19 protein-coding genes are annotated in these 23937 nt (G+C 32.2%); 10 read left to right on the top strand and 9 right to left on the bottom strand.

Going from position 1 to position 23937, the window contains the following annotated elements:
* Positions 1-59 precede the first annotated feature (59 nt).
* Genes ATE84_RS14990 through ATE84_RS14980 form a run of 3 tightly spaced genes read right to left on the bottom strand, consistent with a single transcriptional unit; the run spans position 60 to position 2303 of the window.
* Positions 60-860: an aldose epimerase gene (locus ATE84_RS14990; protein WP_101448731.1), complete on the bottom strand. Its 801-nt coding sequence runs from the start codon at positions 858-860 to the stop codon at positions 60-62.
* Between the two features lie 3 nt (positions 861-863).
* Complete coding sequence (locus ATE84_RS14985) at positions 864-1511, bottom strand: MOSC domain-containing protein (RefSeq protein WP_101448730.1); 648 nt, start codon at positions 1509-1511, stop codon at positions 864-866.
* Between the two features lie 3 nt (positions 1512-1514).
* A complete protein-coding gene (locus ATE84_RS14980; RefSeq protein ID WP_101448729.1) occupies positions 1515-2303 on the bottom strand; it encodes a tRNA pseudouridine(38-40) synthase TruA in 789 nt (262 codons plus the stop codon).
* Between the two features lie 150 nt (positions 2304-2453).
* Here ATE84_RS14980 and ATE84_RS14975 point away from each other — a divergent pair, with 150 nt between their 5' ends.
* The 3 genes from ATE84_RS14975 (at position 2454) to ATE84_RS14965 (ending at position 6688) form a co-directional block, all read left to right on the top strand.
* Positions 2454-2831 carry a LysM peptidoglycan-binding domain-containing protein gene (locus ATE84_RS14975; RefSeq protein ID WP_101448728.1) on the top strand — a complete coding sequence of 126 codons (378 nt, stop codon included), beginning with the start codon at positions 2454-2456 and terminating at the stop codon, positions 2829-2831.
* Positions 2832-3133: 302 nt separating this feature from the next.
* Positions 3134-6097 carry a reprolysin-like metallopeptidase gene (locus ATE84_RS14970; protein WP_101448727.1) on the top strand — a complete coding sequence of 988 codons (2964 nt, stop codon included), beginning with the start codon at positions 3134-3136 and terminating at the stop codon, positions 6095-6097.
* Between the two features lie 222 nt (positions 6098-6319).
* A complete protein-coding gene (locus ATE84_RS14965; RefSeq protein WP_101448726.1) occupies positions 6320-6688 on the top strand; it encodes a hypothetical protein in 369 nt (122 codons plus the stop codon).
* Here the strand turns inward: ATE84_RS14965 and cmk are convergent.
* On the bottom strand, positions 6685-7386 hold the full coding sequence (gene cmk / locus ATE84_RS14960; protein ID WP_233195820.1) for a (d)CMP kinase: 702 nt from the start codon (positions 7384-7386) through the stop codon (positions 6685-6687). The two genes, ATE84_RS14965 and cmk, sit on opposite strands and share 4 nt — an antisense overlap.
* 321 nt (positions 7387-7707) lie before the next feature.
* On the opposite strand from cmk, the gene ATE84_RS14955 reads away from it, so the two are divergent.
* The gene (locus tag ATE84_RS14955) at positions 7708-8748 is read left to right on the top strand and encodes a rod shape-determining protein (RefSeq protein ID WP_101448724.1); all 1041 of its coding nucleotides are present in this window, start codon (positions 7708-7710) and stop codon (positions 8746-8748) included.
* Positions 8749-8819: 71 nt separating this feature from the next.
* On the opposite strand, the gene lon is transcribed toward ATE84_RS14955, so the two are convergent.
* Entirely contained in the window at positions 8820-11270 is a 2451-nt protein-coding gene (lon, locus tag ATE84_RS14950) for an endopeptidase La (RefSeq protein WP_101448723.1), read from the bottom strand.
* A gap of 222 nt (positions 11271-11492) precedes the next feature.
* Between lon and ATE84_RS14945 the strand changes: the two genes are divergently transcribed.
* The 5 genes from ATE84_RS14945 to ATE84_RS14925 all read left to right on the top strand — a co-directional run bounded on the left by ATE84_RS14945 (position 11493) and on the right by ATE84_RS14925 (position 15334).
* The gene (locus ATE84_RS14945; protein ID WP_101448722.1) at positions 11493-12041 is read left to right on the top strand and encodes an RNA polymerase sigma factor; all 549 of its coding nucleotides are present in this window, start codon (positions 11493-11495) and stop codon (positions 12039-12041) included.
* Positions 12038-12598, top strand: a complete 561-nt coding sequence (locus ATE84_RS14940) for a hypothetical protein (RefSeq protein ID WP_101448721.1) — start codon at positions 12038-12040, stop codon at positions 12596-12598. Before ATE84_RS14945 ends, ATE84_RS14940 begins: the two co-directional genes overlap by 4 nt.
* Entirely contained in the window at positions 12579-13670 is a 1092-nt protein-coding gene (locus ATE84_RS14935; protein WP_101448720.1) for a hypothetical protein, read from the top strand. The genes ATE84_RS14940 and ATE84_RS14935 overlap by 20 nt, the downstream gene beginning before the upstream one ends.
* A gap of 28 nt (positions 13671-13698) precedes the next feature.
* Positions 13699-14433, top strand: a complete 735-nt coding sequence (locus tag ATE84_RS14930; RefSeq protein WP_101448719.1) for a head GIN domain-containing protein — start codon at positions 13699-13701, stop codon at positions 14431-14433.
* Positions 14434-14596: 163 nt separating this feature from the next.
* On the top strand, positions 14597-15334 hold the full coding sequence (locus tag ATE84_RS14925; RefSeq protein ID WP_101448718.1) for a tyrosine-protein phosphatase: 738 nt from the start codon (positions 14597-14599) through the stop codon (positions 15332-15334).
* Here the strand turns inward: ATE84_RS14925 and ATE84_RS14920 are convergent.
* From ATE84_RS14920 to ATE84_RS14905, 4 genes are all read right to left on the bottom strand, one after another.
* Positions 15331-17691 carry a polysaccharide biosynthesis tyrosine autokinase gene (locus ATE84_RS14920; RefSeq protein ID WP_101448717.1) on the bottom strand — a complete coding sequence of 787 codons (2361 nt, stop codon included), beginning with the start codon at positions 17689-17691 and terminating at the stop codon, positions 15331-15333. The genes ATE84_RS14925 and ATE84_RS14920 overlap by 4 nt on opposite strands.
* A 7-nt stretch (positions 17692-17698) precedes the next feature.
* Positions 17699-18379 carry a polysaccharide biosynthesis/export family protein gene (locus tag ATE84_RS14915; RefSeq protein WP_233195819.1) on the bottom strand — a complete coding sequence of 227 codons (681 nt, stop codon included), beginning with the start codon at positions 18377-18379 and terminating at the stop codon, positions 17699-17701.
* Positions 18380-18707: 328 nt separating this feature from the next.
* A complete protein-coding gene (locus ATE84_RS14910; RefSeq protein WP_101448715.1) occupies positions 18708-20636 on the bottom strand; it encodes a nucleoside-diphosphate sugar epimerase/dehydratase in 1929 nt (642 codons plus the stop codon).
* A complete protein-coding gene (locus ATE84_RS14905) occupies positions 20633-21766 on the bottom strand; it encodes a DegT/DnrJ/EryC1/StrS aminotransferase family protein (protein ID WP_101448714.1) in 1134 nt (377 codons plus the stop codon). The genes ATE84_RS14910 and ATE84_RS14905 overlap by 4 nt, the downstream gene beginning before the upstream one ends.
* Positions 21767-22443: 677 nt before the next feature.
* Between ATE84_RS14905 and ATE84_RS14900 the strand changes: the two genes are divergently transcribed.
* The gene (locus ATE84_RS14900; protein ID WP_101448713.1) at positions 22444-23895 is read left to right on the top strand and encodes an MBOAT family protein; all 1452 of its coding nucleotides are present in this window, start codon (positions 22444-22446) and stop codon (positions 23893-23895) included.
* Positions 23896-23937 lie beyond the last annotated feature (42 nt).

The raw sequence follows: 23937 nt of genomic DNA, 5'->3' as shown, positions 1-23937 counted from the left end.
AAATTGCAAACCACAATTTTTATCATGTTTTTGAAAGCCTAAAAACAAAAGTAATTCGACTAATCGTAGTAAGGAGAAATGATGACTTCAAATTTTTCGTGCCCCGAACTATAATCAAACCCTGTATGTAGTTTATGTGCAGGAACACTTGAGGGATAAAATGTAATCGGTTCTATACAAATCATATTTGTCACTTCACTCCATAGCATTATATGCCTAAAACCATTTGTTTTCAAATTAACAGCAAGACTCCCATTGTTTGTGAGCGTTATTTCTTTACAGTCTTCTAATAAGAATGCAGATGCTCCTGCTTCTAAAATAGTATTCAAAGAAATATTCTGACCTGTAGTTTTCACTATGACATTCTTGCTATAAATTTTAAATGCCGGATGAAAACCTAGCATTAATGGCATATTCTTTTCTGATTTTATCTCAAAGGTGATTTTTAAAGCCTCATTTGATAATTCAAAAGTTTTTATAAACTCAAAATCATATGGCCAATTAAGCCATTGTTGCGAAGATTTATTAGGATATTTATGATTAGGCAATTGAGTATTCGCTACGTATTTTTTATAAAAACAAGCACTACTCTTCTCAATCGCTATAGGAAGATAGTCCATAACCCTTAAAATCCCATGCTGATCTAGTTTTGCTTCTCCTTTTGGGGTTTGCACAGAAAACTGGTTTTCTTTGGTTGAGCCAATCGTAGGAAACATTTCAATTTCTGTGTTCCCCCACCCTAAATTTCCTTTTTGGTGCATTAGCTCTATATCATCTACCTGATAACTTATTAATTCACCTTTATCAATAGTAACCATACTCTTTTTATCGGTACTATATAATCTTGTCTTATCCGGCATATACTAGTAGGCTTTTATTTTTTTTCTAAAATATTTTTTATCACTATCAGAAACCAAAGTGTCCCTAAGTGCTTTTTTAGCAAGCTCTAGATGAGTATTTTCATCATAATGAAATAGTAATGTATTTAATTCGGAAATGGATATTCCATTATCATTTTCTTTTATTAGTTGTAATTCATCACCAACAGAAACAGGTCCTGGATCGATTATCCTTACATATACTCCAGAAAATAACGAATCTATCATCTGCCTTAATATAGCATGATTACCAAAACGAATACCTAGTTTGTAGCAAGGTTGTCTAGGGCGAGAAACCTGTATTGTAGCTCCTCCAAGTTTATAAACAGATCCAATTTTTATGTTTTCTTCATCAAATCCTTCTATCGTAATATTCTCACCAAACATTCCATAATCCCATTCTAAATCAGGATATTTTGTTTTCCAATAGGGATAATGATCTGCCGAATATAAATAACAAGCTTTATCAACTCCGCCATGATATTTTCTATCTACTACATGATCATTTCGAACATCTTCTTTCTCTAAATATATAGGGTTTTCAACCGGAAGTTTATAGATCCCAGTTTTTTCTTCTCTTCCTTTCCAAAATATAATACGAGGAGTTGCAATATTAGTAGATAAGACTTTCATGGTTTATGTTTTGAATTCGACTGAGTTTAAAATTAATCCAGAACCGGGAACTATATGTTCTAATACAATTTCATCAGCTTCAGGATCAAGGGTTTGTTTGATAAAATTAAGATTTATTTTTCCTTTTCCTAAATCCAATAATGCTCCCATCATTAAGCGAATTTGGTTTCTTTTAAACCCTTCACCTTTTACGCGTAAAAGATAGCTTTCTTTTGGGAAAAAACTAGCAGTATACACTTCATTTTTTTTAATTTCACAATGGGTTATTTCGCCTTCCAAAATTGTATTTTCTGAAGGTCTGTGGCAATATGATCTAAAATTATGTTTTCCTACAAATAGTGTAGCTGCTTCTTGCATTAAGCTTATATTAAGTTCTTCTGTAATGTTGTACATAAACGGAGCACAAAAAGGATGAAATTTCTCTCCGAAGGAGAATAAATACAAATATTCTTTACTCTTCGGAGATTGAATAATATTAAACTGCTCATTAGTTTCTTCAATGCCCAAAGCCCTTATATCCTGAGGTAGGTTTTGATTAAATAAAGGATAAAAAACTTCAATATCCAGAGGCTGATGGTCTACAAATAATTCAATATAGGTTTGATTAACCGATACTTTAGCATCTGTTCTTCCTGTTGCCAGAACTTTAAAATCTTTATGCTCCAGAACATAAGCGATTGTTCGTTCTACCATTCGCTGAAGAGTATTTACTGTAGGTTGTTTCTGCCAACCATGATATCTAAAACCAAGGTATTGTAACTGAATGATATAATAGAAACGTTTGCGGAACATTGAGTATTGTATTAAAAGGTGCCCGAATATAGATAAATTATGTATTTCAACGATAATTGATCAATTTTTAATCCTAAAATTATGTGAACACCATTCTATTATTTGTTATATTTGGGTAAAGCTAATTAATAATTTAAAATCAACTTAGTTATGGTGAAGTCGAAATATCAAAGTGTTCTGGATTTAGGACAAGAATTAAATATCCAGGACGGTGGTGTATCTGAAGAAAATGGAACTCTTAAGATAAAAGGTACTGCAAACACGCAGTATGAAAAAAATCAACTTTGGGATAAAATAAAAGAAATAGGTGGAAGTTCTCCTTCTGATATTATGGCGGATATCAAAGTTGCTGATACTTCTGTATATCATAGACATACAGTAAAAAGTGGTGAATCATTAAGCAAAATTGCAAAGCACTATTATGGTGATGCAATGAAATACAAGGCTATTTTTGAAGCAAATACAAATATTCTTAAAAACCCAGATGTTATTCATCCAGATCAGGAACTTGTTATTCCTAATTTATAATATTATATAAATAAAAAAAAGATCACTATAAATTAGTGGTCTTTTTTTTTACTCCAATTCTTTAAAATCTACTTCTTTTTAAAAATTCTCCTTTCTTAATAAGAAACTTTTCTAAGTTTTACAAATCAAAAATGGTATACAAAATTGCACATGCTATAAAAACCTTCGTTAAAACCGTTATAGAATTACGTAAAAACCATAAATAATAACAAAATGATAACAAATTCTCAAAAATTTAGCAAAAATTTAGCAAAAATTGAATAATATTTTTAATTTCGTTGCTTAACTCAAACTCAACTTATATGAAAACGCGATTATTTTTATTCGTGAGCTTATTCATTGTAGGCCACGTATTCGCACAAGGTAATAACCCTTGGCAAAGAACTAGTTCTGCAAAAAGTCTTACTATTATAAAGACAAAGGCAGATTTACCATCAAACACTCTTTTTGATCTTAATATTGAAGTTCTGAAAAAAGCACTTCAGAATTCTCAATTACGAGGGAAATCATCAAATGGTTCTACTGTTATTATGCAGTTTCCAAATGAACAAGGTAATATGGAATCTTATAGTATAGTAGAGGCTCCTGTAATGCATCCTGATCTTGCAGCCAAATATCCTGAGATTAAATCGTATGCTGGTCAGGGAATCGATGATCCAACAGCTACAATCAGATTTAGTATTGCTCCTTCTGGACTACAAAGCATGCGCCTATCTGGTAATTCTAAAGCTGTATTTATAGAGCCATATACAACAAGCGGTTCTGTATATACTATTTACTCCAGAGATCAAAGAACCGGTACTATTGACAGATTAAACTGTTCTGTTGATGAGAATACGCCTGACTTTTCTAATAAGAGTGGGATCAATCAAAAAAATGCTGATGACGGTGTTTTAAGAACTTTTAAATTAGCGGTTTCGACTACTGGCGAATATACTCAATTTCATGGAGGTACTAAGGCAGGAGCAATGGCTGCTATCAATGCTACTATGACTCGTGTAAATGGAATTTATGAAACCGATTTTGGGGTTACAATGGTACTTATTGCCAACAATGATGCTGTTGTTTACACAAATGCAAATACTGATCCATATACAGGAAGTTATAACAGTCAGTTACAATCTACACTTACTAGCGTTATAGGTGAGGCAAATTATGATATTGGTCATGTATTTGTTCTTGCTACAAAAAATGGTAATGCAGGATGTATCGGCTGTGTATGTAAAAATGGACAAAAAGGGAGTGGTTTTTCTTCTAGAAATACACCTCAAGGAGATATTTATGATGTTGATTATGTAGCACATGAAATGGGACATCAATTCGGTGGAAATCATACCTTTACTTTTACTAGTGATGCAAGCAGCAGTATTCAGGTAGAACCAGGAAGTGGTACGACCATTATGGGATATGCAGGGATTACAGATCGACCTAATACTCCACCAGACCAACAAACTGATGTACAACAGAATAGTGATCCTTATTTTCATGCTGTAACTATTCAGCAAATTACTAACTATGTAAAATCAACAACTTGTCAGACAAATACAAATACTGGTAATGCTATACCTACTGCAAATGCAGGAGCTGATTATACAGTTCCAAAAGGAACTGCATTTGTATTAACCGGTCAAGGAACTGATGCTAATAGTAGTGATGCGCTTACCTATTGTTGGGAACAAATTGATGGTCGTGTAGGGACATTTCCTGGTCCGACTGTAACTTCTGGTGTAGCTTTCAGATCATACACTCCTACAGCATCCAATCAAAGGTATTTTCCAAGATTACAAACGATCAAAACTGGTGCTACTTCATGGAAATGGGAAGCTGTACCAGATGTAACGAGAGCCTTAAACTTCAGATTAACAGTAAGAGATAATAAAGCTGGTGGTGGAGCAAATAATAGTGATAACATGAAGGTTAATGTCACTGCTTCTGCAGGACCTTTTGTTGTTAATGTTCCTAATACTAATGTTAGCTGGTCTGCTGGTTCTACACAAACCGTAACCTGGAATGTTGCTGGTACGACAGGAAATGGAATTAATGCTGCTAATGTCGATATCTTATTATCTACAGATGGAGGAGATACATATCCAACTGTTATTGCTACAGCAGTACCAAACGATGGTTCTCATAGCATAACAGTACCTAATTCTCAAGGAACGCAAAACAGAATCATGGTAAAAGGATCAGGAAACATATTCTTTGATATTTCTAATGCCAACTTTGAAATCACCGGAGGAACAGGTGGAGATACAGAAGCCCCTTCAACTCCTGCAAGTTTGACTGCGTCTAATCCTACACAAACTACTATTGATCTATCCTGGAACGCTTCTACAGATAATGTTGGAGTAAGTGGATATGATGTTTATCAAGGTAGTACAGTTATAGGAACAGCTACAACTACAACTTATCAAGCTACTGGATTATCGGCAAATACATCATATTCTTTTAGAGTAAAGGCTAAAGACGCAGCAGGAAATCAATCTGGTTTTAGTACTACTGCAACAGCAACTACTACCGATGGTGGTACTCCAATAAATTACTGTGCATCTAATGGTAATGATACTTCTTATGAATATATTGGTAAAGTGGTTCTAGGAACTATCAATAAAACTTCTAATGCAGGAACTAATGGGTACAGTAATTTTACGGCTGAGTCTACCAACTTGGCTAAAGGAAATTCTAATACCATAACCATTACTCCAACATTTCCTAGAACAGCAGCATATGATGAAGGATATTCAGTTTGGATTGATTACAATCAGGATGGTGATTTTACTGATGCCGGAGAACAAGTATGGACTAAAGCGCCTTCTAACACAACTCCCGTAAGTGGTAGCTTTACTGTACCTGCAAGTGCAACAGATGGAACTACAAGAATGAGAGTTTCTATGAAATATGATGCCGTTCCAACTTCATGTGAATCTTTCTCTTATGGAGAAGTAGAAGATTATACTGTCGTTATAGGTGGGTCCGGTAGTAGAAATAACACTTCATTAGCGTTAACAACTTCGTCTACAAGTAGTCTTAATAATAAAATAAATGACTTTACAATTTATCCAAATCCTGCACATAGCTTTATCATGATCCATATGAAAAATGCTAACAACTCAGATTATAAAATTGTTAACCAAATTGGTCAAACGATAAAAAAAGGTAAAGTTTCTGAACGTAAAATAGAGTTAAATAATTTGACTTCTGGATTGTACTTTATTTCTGTAACATCAGGTGCCAAAACTGAAACAAAAAAGTTTATCCTAAACTAAAAAGAAGTAAAACAAAATAAGTTATATACAATCAGGCTGTCTAGAAAGGCAGCCTGATTTATGTACTAATTTTCAACAACTTAACTTCATTTTACTTTTTTCCCTTGTCAAATACCTCAAAATTATGCATTTCGTCGAAAAAGTGACGATCTAAGCACTGTAAATTCTTGTTTTTTTACGGTTTTACCGTACTTTTGCATTCCGAATCTATAGAATATTTATATGAAAAAATTACTACTTTTAGTTTTCTTATTTATCACAGCACAAAATTATGCACAATCTTTATCCAAAACAAGGATTATATATGAGCATAAAGATCAAATAGTTATGAATAATGGGAAACAATATAAAATCCTGGACAATAAACCATTTTATTCAGTTTCTGACACTACGATAAAAAAATATAAACAATATGCCAATCACCACCTTTTACGATTAAATCGTGTTCTTATTCTTAGTAACAATGAGGAGTATATAGAATTAATAGAATGGGTAAAAGAAGGTATGAAATTATATGAATCTCGAGAGCTTGTAGATTTTAATCTAAAAGAGAATAATATCTCAGATTCTCTTGTTGCACCCAAAAATTAAGTAGCCGTAGTAACAGAAGTTTTAGCAAGTTGTAAAATTTGTTCAAATTGCTCTTTTAAAGTAAGGTTAGAATTATCAATCTTGATAGCATCTTCTGCTTTCCTAAGTGGTGAATCTTTTCTTGTACTATCTATGTGATCTCTATTAACAACATTTTTTAAAACATCTTCATAGGTAACATCTTCTCCCCTTTCTCTAAGTTCCAGAAATCTACGTTCTGCACGATCTTTGGCCGTTGCAGTCATAAATAGTTTAAGTTCTGCATATGGAAAAACAACGGTTCCTATATCTCTTCCATCCATAACAATCCCCTTATCTATCCCCATTTTTTGTTGTTGTTCGACTAATTTTTTACGAACACTCGAAATAGCAGCAATTTTACTTACATACCTAGAAACTGTAAGCGTTCTGATTTCTCTTTCTACATTTTCCCCATTAAGTAGGATTTCTGCCAAACCAGTTTTAGGATTTATCTTAAATCTAAGATCTATTGCCGAAAGATCTTTTTCTAGTTCTTCATGATCAAAATGAAGCTCATCAATAATTTTTTTTCTCATAGCATATAAAGAAACTGCTCGATACATTGCTCCTGTATCTACATAAATATATCCTAATGCTTTGGCCAATTGTTTTGCGACAGTACTTTTTCCTGTAGAAGAATGTCCATCTATAGCTATTATTATCTTATTGTCTTCCAATTTGTGAGAAATGCTATTTGTATTAAAACCAAAAATAAACCAAACTATTTGGAAAATACATAATATATAAAAAAAAGTTATTATCAAAGAAATAATTATACGAAATGGCATTTTATAAATTACGTATCAAAATATAGAAATTAATGTGCTATAACAAAGGCTTGCAATCATTTGATAATATATGAAATGGTGTAAAACTTATTTATAAACACAATAATTACGCTTTATCGAAGTTATTTACCTTTAAACCTTAACTGTATGAACGTAAGTTACTTTATTACACCTTAAATCAACACACATTAACCTAAGTATACACAAATCATGGGCTTTTTTGATTTTTTAAACGAAAAAATAGCAATAGATCTTGGCACCTCAAATACGCTTATTACCTATAAAGGAAAAATAGCAGTAAACAATCCCTCTATCATATCAATCCATCAAATTACCGGAAAAATTATTGCAGTAGGTAAAGAAGCAGGTATGATGCGTGGCAAAATTAACAAGAATATAAAAACAATATCTCCATTTAATAATGGTGTTATTTCTAATTTTGATGCAGCAGAGAAAATGTTAAAGACATTTATCAAAAAGTTATCCGTTTTTAATACTTCAGCTTTTGCAACTTCTTACAATATGATTATTGCTATCCCTTGCGGAAGTACCGAAGTTGAAATGCGAGCGGTACAAGAATCTGCAAAACGACTCAATGCAAAAAATATATTTCTAATACCAGAACCTATAGCCGCCGCAATAGGTGGCGGGATAGATGTTCTAGAACCTAAAGGAAATATGGTTGTAGATATAGGCGGAGGAACTACAGAAATTGCTGTGATCTCTTTGGGGAGAATAATTAGTGGCCAATCTGTAAAAATTGCCGGAAATGTTTTTAATGAGGATATCATTCAATATGTACGAGAATCTCGAAATCTACATATAGGAGAGTCTATGGCAGAGAAAATAAAAATAAAAATTGGTTCTGCAATCGATACCTTAGCATCACCTCCAGAAAAAATGATGGTAGAAGGAAGAGATATTCTTACAGGAAAACCTAAACAAATACAATTATCACATAAAGAGATTAAAAAAAGTTTGGATAAGTCTATTATACAAATAGAAAATGCAATTATGGAGACGCTTTCTGAAATTCCTCCAGAAATCTCTGCTGATATCTATAATTCTGGTATTTATTTAACAGGTGGTGGATCAATGCTAAGAGGGCTTGATGGTCGATTATCTATAGCTACAGAACTTCCTGTACACCTAGGAGATCAACCCCTAGAAACTGTTGTAAAAGGAAGCGACATTGTTTTAAAAAACCTTGAATTATATAAAGATGTCTTGATTAAAAAGAGAAGGCAATAAAAACATAAAAAACAAAAAGCAGCGTTTTTAAACGCTGCTTTTTGTTTTTATAATCGTGTTAAACTATATTCTTATAATTTCTTTGCATTTTTAACCTTGGTATTGGTAATTGCAAATTTTAATACATCTTCCATTTCTTTAACATAATGAAATTTAAGCCCTTTCAAATATTCAGGTTTAATTTCATTAATATCTCTCCTGTTATCTTCACAAAGTAATATCTCTTTTATATGTGCTCTTTTTGCAGCAAGGATTTTTTCTTTAATTCCACCAACAGGTAATACTTTTCCCCGTAATGTAATCTCTCCTGTCATAGCAAGGCTTTTCTTAACCTTACGTTGTGTAAATAAAGAAACCAAAGAAGTTAGCATTGTAACTCCTGCGCTAGGGCCATCTTTTGGCGTAGCTCCTTCGGGTACGTGTATATGCACATTATATGCTTCAAAAATATCTGGATTGATCCCTAATTCTGCAGCATTGGCCTTAATATATTCCATAGCAATGGTAGCAGACTCTTTCATCACCTTTCCTAAGTTTCCGGTAATGCTCAAGTTTCCTTTTCCTTTAGAGAGAATAGACTCTATAAATAGAATATCTCCACCTACACTTGTCCATGCAAGCCCTGTTACTACGCCAGCTACATCATTATTTTCATACTTATCACGTTCTAATTTTGGTGCTCCAAGAACTTCAATAATATCTTCATTGCTAATTTTCACATTATACTCCTCCTCCATTGCTATATTCTTTGCCGCATAACGCACCATTTTAGCAATTTGTTTTTCTAAGCCTCGTACTCCAGATTCTCTGGTATATCCTTCAACTATTTTTTCTAGTTGTACCTTTCCCATTTTAATATGGGACTTATTCAATCCGTGTTCTTCTAACTGTTTTGGCAACAAATGTTGTTTGGCAATCTCAATTTTTTCTTCAATTGTGTACCCAGTTACATTAATGATCTCCATACGATCTCTAAGTGCGGGCTGAATTGTTCCCAGACTGTTAGAAGTAGCTACAAACATTACTTTAGAGAGATCAAATCCCATTTCAAGGAAATTATCGTGAAATTCAGAATTCTGCTCAGGATCTAAAACTTCTAATAAAGCAGATGATGGATCGCCCTGATTACCGACTGATAATTTATCTATTTCGTCCAACACAAATACAGGATTACTGGTTCCTGCTTTTTTAAGGCTTTGGATAATTCTACCCGGCATTGCTCCTATATACGTTTTTCGATGTCCTCTTATTTCTGCTTCATCACGCAATCCTCCCAATGATATTCTTACATATTCTCTTCCCAGAGCTTCTGCTATAGATTTTCCTAATGAAGTTTTACCTACCCCAGGAGGGCCATATAGACATAGTATCGGGGATTTCATATCATTACGCAGTTTTAATACTGCAAGGTATTCTATAATTCGACGTTTTACTTCGTCTAAACCATAATGATCTCTATCCAAAATCTTCATAGCTCGTTTTAGGTCAAACTTATCTGTACTAAACTCATTCCAAGGTAAATCCAGAAACAGGTCTAAATAATTACGTTGTATAGAATACTCAGCTACCTGTGGATTCATACGTTGCATTTTGGACAGCTCTTTATCAAAATGTTCTTTTACATTTTCGTCCCACTTCTTGTCCTTACTACGTAAACGCATTTCTTCAATTTCATCTTCATGTGAGACACCTCCAAGTTCTTCTTGTATGGTTTTCATCTGTTGATGTAAGAAATACTCCCGCTGTTGCTGGCTCATATCATGCTGAACCTTACTCTGAATGTCATTTTTAAGTTCCAGTTTCTGAAACTCTACATTCATATATTTTAAAGTAGCTAATGCTCTTTTCTTAAGGTCATTGATCTCCAGTAATTTTTGTTTTTCCTCTACAGGAAGGTTTAAATTAGAAGATACAAAATTGATAAGAAAAGAATTACTTTCTATATTTTTAATAGCAAACGAGGCTTCAGAAGGTATCGTTGGACTTTCTTTTATGATTTCTAAAGCCAAATCTTTGATCGAATCAATTATAGCACTAAATTCTTTATTCTCTTTTGCTGGTCTTGCCTCAGGAACTTCTTTAACTTTAGCTTTAATATAGGGTTCCTCTTCTACAACCTCATCTATATGAAATCGTTTTTTTCCTTGTAGTATTACAGTAGTATTACCGTCAGGCATTTTTAAAACTCTTAGAATACGAGCTACTACACCTACTCTATTAATATCTTTTAAAGATGGGTTTTCTATATCCTCTTCTTTCTGAGAAACTACACCTATTGTTTTATTACCATTATTAGCTTCATTAAGAAGTTTAATCGATTTATCTCTTCCTGCAGTAATAGGAATAACAACTCCAGGAAATAACACCGTATTTCTCAAAGGTAATATTGGTAATATTTCTGGTAATTCTTCTTTATCTATTTCTTCTTCATCTTCTGGTGTCATTAAAGGAATTAATTCTGCATCTTCATCTATCCCCTGAAATGACAAACTGTCAAGTGTCGTAAATTTGGTTTTAGCCATAAGTATATATCAAAGTCATTTTGTCATCACAACAAAACAACATTTTTTTTTAGAATTTAATGAAACTGATTAAAAACCTTATAAAGGCCATTAAAACAAGGCCTTTAGTATAGATTCACTATTTACATTTCAATTGTTATGCCACAAGTTTTTAAAAAAAAATAAAAAAACTGTAACAAAGCATTGCAATATATATCTTTATGTTAAAGTAAATTATTTTTTTTGTCACTAACCCAACTAAATACAGAGCAACTAATTGCGAAATGTCGCGAGCGAGATCAAAATGCGCAGCTCGAAACATACAATCGTTATTATAAGGCAATGTACAATACAGCATTGAGAATCATAAAGGACACAGCAGAAGCTGAAGATATTATGCAAGAAGCCTTTTTAACAGCTTTTACAAAACTATCAATGCTAGAAGACAATAATATGTTTGGGGCTTGGTTAAAAAGGATAGTAATTAATGCCAGTTTAACCGCATCACGTAAAAAAGATATTCATCGTGAAGTAGCCCTAGAAACTGTTGAGTATGCTCTTACAGATAGCAACGGAATTGTGGAAGAAGATCTGACTTCTGTAAAAGTAAATACAGTATTAAATACACTAACTCAACTTAAAGACAGCTATAGTACTGCATTATCATTATACCTTATAGAAGGTTACGATTATGAAGAAATCTGTCAAATCATGAATATATCATATTCTAATTGTCGTACGCTTATTTCGCGCGCAAAAGAAAGCTTACGAAAAAAATTACAATTTGTATGAATACCGATAAAATAGAAAAGTTATTTAAACGTATGCAAAATCAATTAGACATACATGACCCTTCTGCTAATCACCAAATGCGGTTTTTAGAAAAGTTGCAGCAACAAAACAAAGTTGTGCAGTTGCAGCCTAAAAAGGTGAATTGGTATAAACCTCTTGCAATAGCCGCTTCGATTGCTATAGTATTTGGGATGGCAGCAATGACTTTTATGTTTAATCCAACAGAAGAAGTAGATCTGGCAAATGTTTCTCCTAAAATGAAGGAAACTCAAAGCTTTTTTACCTCTGCTATTCAATTGCAACTCGAAGAAATCGATAAAGTTTCTTCTACAGAAACCAAAGAATTGGTTTTGGACGCTATGAATCAGTTAGAAAAGTTAGAGTCTGATTATGAAACACTTAAAAAAGATCTTTTTCATAGTGGAAACGATAAACGTGTAATTAGTGCTATGATTAAGAACTTTCAGAAACGTGCAAATTTATTAGACGAGGTACTTCAAAAAATTAACAGCATTAACGAATTTAAAATATCAGAAAATGAAAACTTTATACTATAATATAATCCTCTTATTCATGATTCCTGCCCTGGCATTAGCCAATAATGGAGATCTGAAAGGAAAACACACCAAAGAAAAGACATTAAAAAAGGACTTCTCGGTTAACGCTGATGCCTTATTAAAAATCAGTAATGATTATGGTAATCTGGACATTACTTCCTGGAATGAAAATCGAATCGTCATGGTAATTACGATTAAAGTAAGTGGTGATAGTGAAGAAAAAGTGATCAAAAAACTCGAATCTATCAACGTAGAGTTTGATTCTTCTTCTCAGATGGTTAGTGCTAAAACGACTTTTAATAAAAATGATAGCTCCTGGTGGGATAAATGGACTAGCGGATGGAATAACAATATGAATATGAAAATCAATTATACTGTAAAAGTTCCTATAACCAATAGTGTAGATTTTAATAACGATTACGGAAGCATCACTCTGGATAAAATAAAAGGTAGCGCTAAAATCAACTGTGATTATGGTCAAATTATTATCGGAGAGTTATTAGGCGATAACAATTACATCAATATAGATTATACCAACAACAGTACTATTTCTTATATGAAAAATGGAAAAATCAACGCAGACTATTCTGATTTTGAAGTTGGCAAAGGTGATAGAATCGATCTAAATGCAGATTATACACAATCAAAGTTTAAATCTATAAAAAACTTGAACTACAACTGCGATTATGGTGGGATTCGAATAGAAAATGGCGGTAAAATAATAGGAGTTTCAGATTACGTTAACACAAAAATTGGAAGCATTTCTGAAGAACTAAATATTAATTCTGATTATGGATCTATCGAAGTGCGTTCATTACAACCAACCTTCAAAAATGTAACAATCAAAACAGATTATACCAGTGTTAATATTGGATATGAAGATGGATGCACCTTTGATTTTGCAATTAAGACTTCATATGGAGGTATTAAACTAGACGAAAGTATAAATGTACAAAAGAAATACGCTAAGGATTCTAAAAAGGATTATCAAGGATATAACGGCCAAGCTAATAGTGGAAAAGCAATTAATATTACCTCTAGCTATGGTGGAATCAAATTAAGAAAAAACTAATTATACAAAATACTAATACATCAACAAAATGAGAACAGCAGCATTTATTATAGGGCTTACATTGTGTGGTATAACTTCTTTGCAAGCACAATGGTGGGGAAATGGAAAAAAAATCAGTGGTAATGGCAATTCTGTTACCAAAAATAGAACAACATCAGACTATGATCAAATAAAAGTAAAGGGAAGTCTGGATGTATCCTTAATATCAGGTACAGAAGGCAAGATCACAATCAAGGGAGAAAGTAATCTTGTTGATTATATTATAACCGAAGTCGAAGGAGATGCCTTAAGAGTTTATGTAAAAAAAGGGTATTACCTAAAACCTTCTATAGGAAAAAAACTAATTATTACCGTTCCTTTTAAAGATCTAACTCAAGTAACACTATCAGGATCAGGCGATATACATAGCTCTGATCCAATTAAAGCCTCTGATTTTAAAACTAGAGTATCTGGATCTGGTGATGTTAAACTTGTTGTAGATGCAAAAAACATATGGGGGCAAGTATCTGGTTCTGGTGATCTGGCATTAAAAGGAAGTACAGACAGTTTTAACGGAAATGTATCTGGATCTGGTGATCTTTCTGCATATGAGTTAAATGCAAAGAATGTAACAGCCACCGTATCTGGATCTGGGGATATCGAAGTAACGGCTAGTACCTTTTTAAAGGCTCGTGTATCCGGATCTGGTGATATATTCTATAAAGGAGACCCTCAAAAAGAAGATAAAAAGGTATCTGGATCAGGAGATATTACAAAAAGATAGCATTAAAATAACTATTCATAAATTAAACTGTTTAGGAATCTCTAATCCTAAACAGTTTTTTTATGTATAATAAATCTCTATTTTTGCATTTTACTTGCTGTAAAGCACTAATAGTGTTATTATAATAGGTATATTTTACGTTCACCCCAAAACAAAAATCAAATTGCGGTTCTTATCAAAAAAAGACGTTCCTTTTAAAGAAATTGTACCCGATGGCTACATTGATATTCATTCACATTTGCTTCCGGGTATCGATGATGGAGTAAAAACAATTTATCAATCAGGTTATATTCTGGAACAATTTGAAAATTTTGGATTTAAAAAAGTAATTACTACTCCTCATATAATGCAGGACATATGGCCAAATTCTTCGCAAACAATAACTAGTAATTTAAAAAAACTTAAAGATGTTCTCGTTCCTCTTGGGATAACAAAAATAGAACTACAAGCAAGTGCAGAATACATGATGGACGATTTGTTTTATGAACGTATAAAAAACAATGACATTTTACTATTACACAAAAATTATATCTTGGTCGAAATGTCGACTTTTGCCCCTCCTATTAATCTAAACGAAATCTTATTCGAAATTAAATTGGCAGGATACATTCCTATTTTGGCACATCCAGAACGGTATTCTTTTTATCATGATGATCTAAAAAAATATGACGAATTAAAAGAATCCGGGTTCTTATTTCAACTTAACTTATTATCGATGTCAGGATATTATGGTGAGCAAATAAAATCCTTTGCCAAAAAACTGATAGACCTAGGTTATATTGATTTTACGGGTACTGATGTACACAACTATCATCAATTGGAAGTTCTGGAAAAAGGGTTTGATTATAAAGCTTCTAAAAAAATTACTTCTTTAATGAAAAACAATATTGAGTTTTCTTAATTCTTTTTACCATAACCATATCCATAGTTATAATCAGCCTTATTACCTGCAGCATTAAGTAAAACTGCAATATTTGGTAAACGTTTTTCTCTATAGAAATTCTCAGGAACCTGTAACACTCTTTTATCAGAGTAATTTTCTCTTACGATATAAATACTTAAATCTGCATGTTTTGCTATTAAAAGTGTATCGGTGACAAGACTCACAGGAGCAGTATCTACAATAATATAATCATAGTGTTCTTCGAGGTATTTAAATATTACATCTACTCTATCCTGCATTAGAAGTTCTGCAGGGTTAGGTGGTATTGCTCCAGAGGGTATAATATCAAATGGGTCTTCTGCTTTATCTTTATATATAATATCTTCTGGAGTTAACTCGCTATTCATTATAAAATTAGTAAGTCCTTTAGAATCTTTTCCATTAGGCAAGTCAAAAAACTTATGAAGTTTAGGGTCTCTTAAATCTGTACCCAAAAAAGCTACTTTCTTTCCTGAAATAGCTAAAGTTTTGGCCAAATTTGAAGAAATTAAAGTCTTTCCCTCTCCAGAAATAGTAGAAGTAACAAAAATAATCTTCCCTTTCGTTTTATTAATTCCTGCCATTAAGAAGTCAAGATTAGTTCTTAAAATCCTAAATGCTTCTGCTATTCCCGATCTATCATTTTGTGAAATCATAATTCTATTTTTAGATTTCACTTTTGGTATAGATCCAATAATTGGCATAGAAAGTACTTTTTCCAGATCCTCTCTTGAACTTACTTTTACATTCAACAGATCTGAAGTATATATAATAAGAAAAGGCAATATCAAACCAAAGAAAAGAGCTCCTGCATATATTGTTTTCCTATTTGGGGATACTGGATATGATCCCAATGTAGAAGCTTTATCTATTACTCTGGCATTAGAAAGAGTGATATGACTTTTTATTTCTGCTTCTTCTCTTTTTTGAAGTAGATAAAGGTATAGTTGTTCTTTTATAGTTTGCTCACGCTCAATAGCTCTAATATCTTTCTGTCGTGTTGGTGCGCTATATATTTGACCTCCAAAATATTGATTTTGCGTATTTAAGCTTCGTAATTGTCCCTTAATTGAGTTTTTCAGACTATTTAAACTCCCTGTCAGAACCTGTCTTAAACCACCAATCTGCTGATCTATATTTACAACAACAGGGTTCTTTACACTCGAAGTTTTTAATAAACGTTGTCTTTGAAGAATCAATCCATTATATCTTGATATAGTGGTAGCAACCGTTGGGTCACTAAATCCTGAATTAGATTGTGGTACAAGATCAAATTTTCCCTCTTGACTAAGCACAAACTTTCTCATTGATTCTATAAAATAAAGCTGTGTATTTAATCGTGCAATTTCCTGAGAATTTTTAGTATCTAAACTCGAGAATTGTTGAGCTTGAACTCCTACATCACTACTAGTTAAACCTCTTCTGGATTGATAAGTTGCCGCCTGGTCATCTACCTGGGTTAAATCTCCAGAAATAAGTTCTAATCGGTCATTTATAAAATCTGCTGTTCTTTCCGAAGCTTGTTTTTTATTTTCTACAGTTGCCTTGTTATATTCTTCTACAAGGTTATTAATAATATCTTTTGCTTTTTCCTTTACTGGGTCGTTTAATGACAATTTAACAATCGATGAGCCTTTAACCGACATGATAGACAACCTGTTTCTATACGATTCTGCAACAAATTTTACTGGCGCTATTACAATTTTTATGATCTTACCACTATTAGCTTCCATAGTATCTACACTCGGGGTAATAATAATATCTCCGACACTAGTACTAATAGTTTTTCCAAAAGAATGATCACTTAGCTTCTGATTTTTTTCATCTAAAAAAGAAAACGAGGTGCTAGAATCAATTCGTACATAAAAGATCTTTGATTTTTTATGCACTATAGAGTCATCTGATAAAAAATTAATTTCAATAAGTGATTTTGGATAACTCTCTAATTCCAAAATTCTTCCTTCACTAAAATATCGAACATTTAGTTTTAAATTATTAACTACATTAGTCAATAGTGTTCTTGATTTAATAATCTGAATCTCATTCTCTATTTTACTCTGTCCATCATCTAATATTCCAAGATCTTTAAATGCAGACAACTCAGATTCACTCATACTTTCTTCCTGAGAAATCACAATGGTAGAAGAGACATTATACTGAGGAATTGTATATCTTACTTTAACATATGCTAAAGAAACAAAAACAAAGACGCTTAATGCAAACCAATACCAGTGTTTAAGGTATTTTATGATTTGATCTCTAAGATTAAAACTAAACCCAGAAGACGAATCAAAATTAGCACTCTTTGCAGGAGCATTATCGGTATTAGAAATCATATACTTATTATCTTATAACCAAAGTAACTACAGATAAAACAACACCAACGATACTGATGATTACACTTAGGGTATTGTTACGTGCTTTGGATTCTTTTATTCTCGAATTATTTGGTTCAACATAAAGAACATCGTTTTGCGCTAAATAGTATACCGGAGATTCAAAAATTGATTTAGAAGTAAGATCCACACGGTGGTATGTATTTACTCCTTCATTTTCTCTAATGATTATTACATTTTCTCTTTTTCCTTTAATTGTCATATCACCTGCTAAACCAAGAGCTTCAATGACTGTAACTCTTTCATTAGGAATTGGATAAGATCCTGGGGTTTTTACTTCTCCTAGAACAGTAATTTTAAAGTTTTTAAGCCTTACACTTACTATAGGATCATTAATATACACTTTCAGTTTTTCTTTAACCATTTCCTTAACTTCAATTCGAGTTAAGCCAGCAATTTTTAGTTCTCCTAAAACAGGAAAATCAATATTCCCTTCCTCATTTATTAAATAAGTAGGTTCTCCCGAACTAGCATTTCCTCCTCCACTTTCTCCCTGTGATATAGAAGAACTTTGTATTAGATTAAATGGTCTTACCGCATCCATATCAGCAGCTGAAACTATTATCCCAACGATATCATCAACTTTAAAAACAGAAGTAAAAGAATTTGTTGAAGAAATATTCTCCAAATTTGCAGAGTTTTGAAAGTAAACTACATTCTCAGGCACTTTACAGGAAAAAACTGATATTAATCCCACAAATAACAACAAAAATCTATATCGCATATTTTAATACTTTATAAGTAAGTCTTTAACGAGTTACAAAAATATAACTTTATTTAATTTAGCAATGAGATTTTGATTTATCTATACTATTTTTCCTTTTATGCATGTTAAAGAACACCATAAACAATTTTGGCAAGTCTATTCCCCTAAACAAGCCGATCTCCTCTTACTAAAATGCTATGAAGGTATTTCTTCCCTTACTATTAATACCTTTATAATAATGTATCAAGCTCTATGCAAGAACTTCTCGCTTACCTTGAATACTTCTTTTGTTAATTTTATCGATACTCTCAAAAGTAGAATTATTAGAAATAAATTCTGGAACAATCTCTTTTAATTTCCCTACAATCTGATAATCCTGACTCAATAAATTCATGATACAAAGATCATCTATTTTATCTTTTACCAAAACACAATCATTATCATCAAACCTACTTATCATTATTTTCTTATGATATGTAGGTAATGTATTTTCTGTATCGGCCAAAAGTTCTTCATATAATTTCTCCCCTGGTCTAAGGCCAGTAATTTTTATATCTATATCTTCTGGATATCTAAGACCGGATAATCGTATCATTTTCTTTGCCAGATCGAAAATCTTTACAGATTCTCCCATATCAAAAATAAATATTTCACCTCCATTACCCATCGTTCCTGCTTCAATAACCAATTGAGAGGCTTCTGGTATAGTCATAAAGAAACGAGTTACATCTTTATGAGTAACAGTTAACGGCCCTCCTTTTTGAATTTGTTTTTTAAATAATGGAATAACGGATCCATTGGATCCCAATACATTCCCGAATCTGGTTGTGATAAATTTAGTTTCACTGGTCTTATTAATACATTTTATATACATTTCAGCAACTCTTTTAGTTGCTCCCATTACATTTGTAGGGTTAACTGCTTTATCGGTAGATACAAAAACAAATTTATCTACACCGAACTCAGATGACAAATCCGCTAATCTCCTAGTTCCAAGAACATTAATCTTAATTGCTTCACAAGGATTATTCTCCATAAGAGGCACATGTTTATATGCTGCTGCATGAAAAACCATATTAGGTCTATATTCTTCAAATATAGTTTCAACTCTCTGGTGATCTCTTATATCAGCAACAATAGGTGTAAAATTAGTTACTCCTTTACTTAAGAGTTCTTGTTGTAAGTCATATAAAGGAGATTCTGCCTGATCGACTAAAACAAGATGTTTATAGCTATAATATGAAGCTTGTCTTACTATTTCGCTTCCTATTGATCCAGCTGCTCCTGTTATCAAAACTACCTTATCATTAAGCTCTTGCGTAATATTCTGATTATCCATATTAATAGGAGCTCTTTCTAATAAGTCTTCTATTTGGATTTCTTTAATCTGAGAAACCTTTAATTTACCATCAATCCAATCATTTACTGCTGGTATTATTTTAACTGTAACTTGCAGTTTAAGTAAATTATCAGAGATTTCTGAGAGTCTCTTTTTGCTTATATGCGGTATTGATACAACGATCTCCTTAATATTGTTTTTTGTAATAAAGCTTTGGTTGATCATTCCCGAAGGATATACCCTAATTCCATTAATTGTTTTACCAATTTTTTGAGAATTGTCATCAACAAAACCTACTACTGACAAAGATCTATTAGAATCATTAGTTACCGCTGCAAGAGTTATTAATCCCGAATCTCCTGCTCCATAAATCAATATTCTAGAAGTTTCTCCTATTTTTGACTTCACATAGTAGTAGCAATATTTAAATACCAAACGACTTGTAGTAAGTGTTATAATATTTAATAAATAGTGTACACAAATTATAGATACAGGAATATTTAACAATTCTGGCAAGAGTGCTAATCTACTGGATGCCATAAAAAATCCCATTAAACTAATCAAAATAGTTACAGCAACAAACAAGTTATAGGCATCTCTCATTCCTGTATGTCTAACCACTCCTTTATAGGATCCTACCAGTAAAAAGCTTAAGGTTGATAAGCCTGCTATAATTGGTAATTGGTATATCAAATTAGTGGTATCAAAATTTAATGTGATCCCAAATCTAATTACATACGCCAAAAAGAAATTAAAAATCGTAATGAACACATCAATAGATAAAACAAGCCATTTAGATGCGTGTTTATGCGAATTATTTATAAGGTAGCTCTTTATCATCTCAATACATTTTTAATTACTGATACTATTCTATATAAATCATCTTTTTCAAGATTAGACCCGCTAGGTAAGCAAAGGCCTCGATCAAATAGGTCATCAGAAATTCCATTGAGGTAAGCATCACAATCTGCAAATACAGCTTGTTGATGCATGGGCTTCCATAACGGTCTTGATTCTATGTTTTCTTCTGCTAATGACAACCGTATTCCTTCTCTTAGTTCATAAGAGCTCGTTTCTATACAAGTTAGCCATCTATTAGAATGATATCCTGAAGGTTCTTCCAAAAATTTTATTTCTGAAGAATCTTCAAGATTCTTTTTGTAAAATTCAAAATTACTACGTCTATTATTAACATGGGTATCCAAAACTTCCATCTGTCCTCTTCCTATACCTGCTGTAATATTACTCATCCTGTAATTATACCCTATTTCAGAATGTTCATAATGAGGTGCATTATCTCTGGCTTGAGTTGCCCAAAAAATGGCTTTATCTTTATATTCTTGTTTTTTAGAAACAAGTGCCCCACCTCCAGAGGTAGTAATAATCTTATTCCCATTAAATGAAAGGATTGCAATATCTCCAAAAGTTCCACAATTAATTCCTTGATAAGAACTTCCTAAAGCTTCTGCACTATCTTCTAATATTGGGATTCTATATTCTGAAGCAATCTTATGAATAGCTTCTACATTATATGGCATTCCATATAAATGAACAGCAATAATTGCTTTAGGCTTTTTACCTTTTGCAATTCTGTCTTTTATTGCTATTTCTAATTGGTCTGGACATAGATTCCAGGTGCTCCTTTCACTATCGACAAATACAGGTTTAGCTCCAAGATATACTATTGGATTGGCAGAAGCAGCAAATGTCATACTTTGGCATAACACTTCATCACCTACAGTAACACCTAATAGTTTTAACCCAAGGTGTAATGCAGCCGTACCAGAACTTAGTGCTGCAGCATAAACATCTTCACCAAGATAACTTTCGATATCACTTTCAAATCCATTAACATTTGGACCCAAAGGTGCTACCCAGTTCGTGTCAAATGCTTCTTTGACAAATTTTTGCTCTGATCCACCCATATGCGGTGAAGAAAGCCATATTTTTTTTGAATCAATTATATTCATAATTTTCCCATTAATAATGAACAATAATATCCTATTGACATAATAATTACATTATATAATCATTAGTCAAATCTCTTTGATGACAATCTAAAAAACGCTGGAAGAAGGGGGGTAGAACTTCCTTTTTTGAATTTACTTCAAATCTTATTTTCATTGCTAAAATAGTCTAGTTAAATCAATTAACAATTCAAAATCTTATTTTTTAGACACAATACTTAAAAAAAACGTTCAATGACTCACGTTAACCTAAATATCGTCTTACATTACGGAAATCCCGTAAGAAAAATATTATAGATATATTACAAAATTACTTGTAATAAGAAATGAATTTAAAATCAAAATCATATCTCATCGCAAAAATAAATATAATACATCTCCATAATTCATTTTTTACATTACTTTTTTGTAAACTATTTTTAGTAGTGCAAGTATAACTTAATAATTAATTAATTTAGTGGGTGTAACACCTATTTCTACATAGGGTTATTTCCCCCTATTCATCAACTACTTTTTAATCACAAGACCTATTGTTCTTTATGAAATAAAAAAATAACCTAATAAATATTTGATTTATAGAATTAAATACACAAATTTACACTCTTCAAGAAGCAATGAATTTTTTCATAATATTTCTTTGCATAATCCTTCCCCGAATTTTATAATTATATAAAGTATAAATGCTATTTAATTCTTTAGATTTTTTCATTTTTCTGCCAATCGTTTTTGTTCTCTATTGGTTTATTTTCTATAAACAAATTCAGATTCAGAATTTATTTATACTTATTGCCAGCTATATTTTTTATGGTTTATGGGATTGGAGATTTCTATTTCTTATACTTGCAAGTACCATTATTGATTTTTTTGTCGGTCAAGCCATTTACACGAGTAATTCTAATCAAAGAAAAAAAAATTGGTTGTGGATAAGTGTGATTTTTAATATTGGCCTTTTAGGGTTCTTTAAATACTATAATTTCTTCATTGATTCCTGGATAGACTTCTTCTCTATTTTTGGATATGAACTTAAGAACACGTGGACATTACAGATTATTTTACCGGTAGGAATATCTTTCTATACGTTTCAAACGATGTCATATTCATTAGATATTTATTATAAAAGATTATCCCCTACCAAAAATTTTATTGCATTTGCAACATTTGTTAGTTTTTTTCCGCAATTGGTAGCAGGTCCAATCGAAAGAGCTTCTAATCTCTTATCGCAAATCACCACTAAGAGAGTTTTCAACTACACACAATGTACAGAAGGCTTAAAACTTATATTATGGGGCCTATTTAAGAAAGTTGTTATTGCAGACTCTATCGCTCCTATCGTAGATGATATTTTTCTTAACTACAATGATTATTCTGCTTCTACTCTAATCCTTGGCGTATCGCTTTTTAGTTTTCAGGTCTATGGAGATTTTAGTGGTTATTCTGATATCGCTATTGGAACGGCTAAACTATTTGGTATAGAATTAATGTCTAACTTTAAATTTCCAACATTTTCCAGAAATGTTGCTGAATACTGGCAGCGATGGCATGTTTCCCTATCCACCTGGTTTCGACATTATGTATACATCCCCCTTGGAGGAAGTAGAGTAAGTAAACTTAAATCGGTTCGAAATATTATTATCATCTTCATAGTAAGTGGTTTTTGGCATGGAGCAAACTGGACTTTTATTGTATGGGGAGCAATCCATGCTGCTTTATACATTCCTGTTTTCTTAATGGGACGAAATCGTATTTATATGAATAGTGTTGTGGCTGAAAATCGCTGGTTTCCCTCTTTAATAGAAATCTTACAAATTTTACTCACTTTTTCATTAGTTACATTCTCTAGAGTATTTTTTAGGTCTGAATCGATTACCGATGCTTTTGGCTTTATAGAACAGATATATTCTAACTTTTCATATGAAACCTATCAACACCCATTAGGGTATCGCATAGTAGATTACTTTATCCTATTAGGTCTTTTTGTATTGTATGAATTTAGAATCAGGAGAGATGAACGTGCTCCCTTTAAGTTTAAATCAAGAATCATGAGATTCATTGTATACACTTTAGTAATTTTAGGAATGTTACTATTCTTTGATGATAATATAGATAGGTCATTTATTTATTTTCAATTCTAATTAAAATAGATAATGACAACAACGATATAATTTTAAAGTCGC

The organism is Aquimarina sp. MAR_2010_214 (assembly GCF_002846555.1).
Lineage (GTDB): Bacteria > Bacteroidota > Bacteroidia > Flavobacteriales > Flavobacteriaceae > Aquimarina.
Note: the sequence above shows the minus strand (reverse complement) of the source record. Positions and strands in the feature narration are given on the sequence as shown.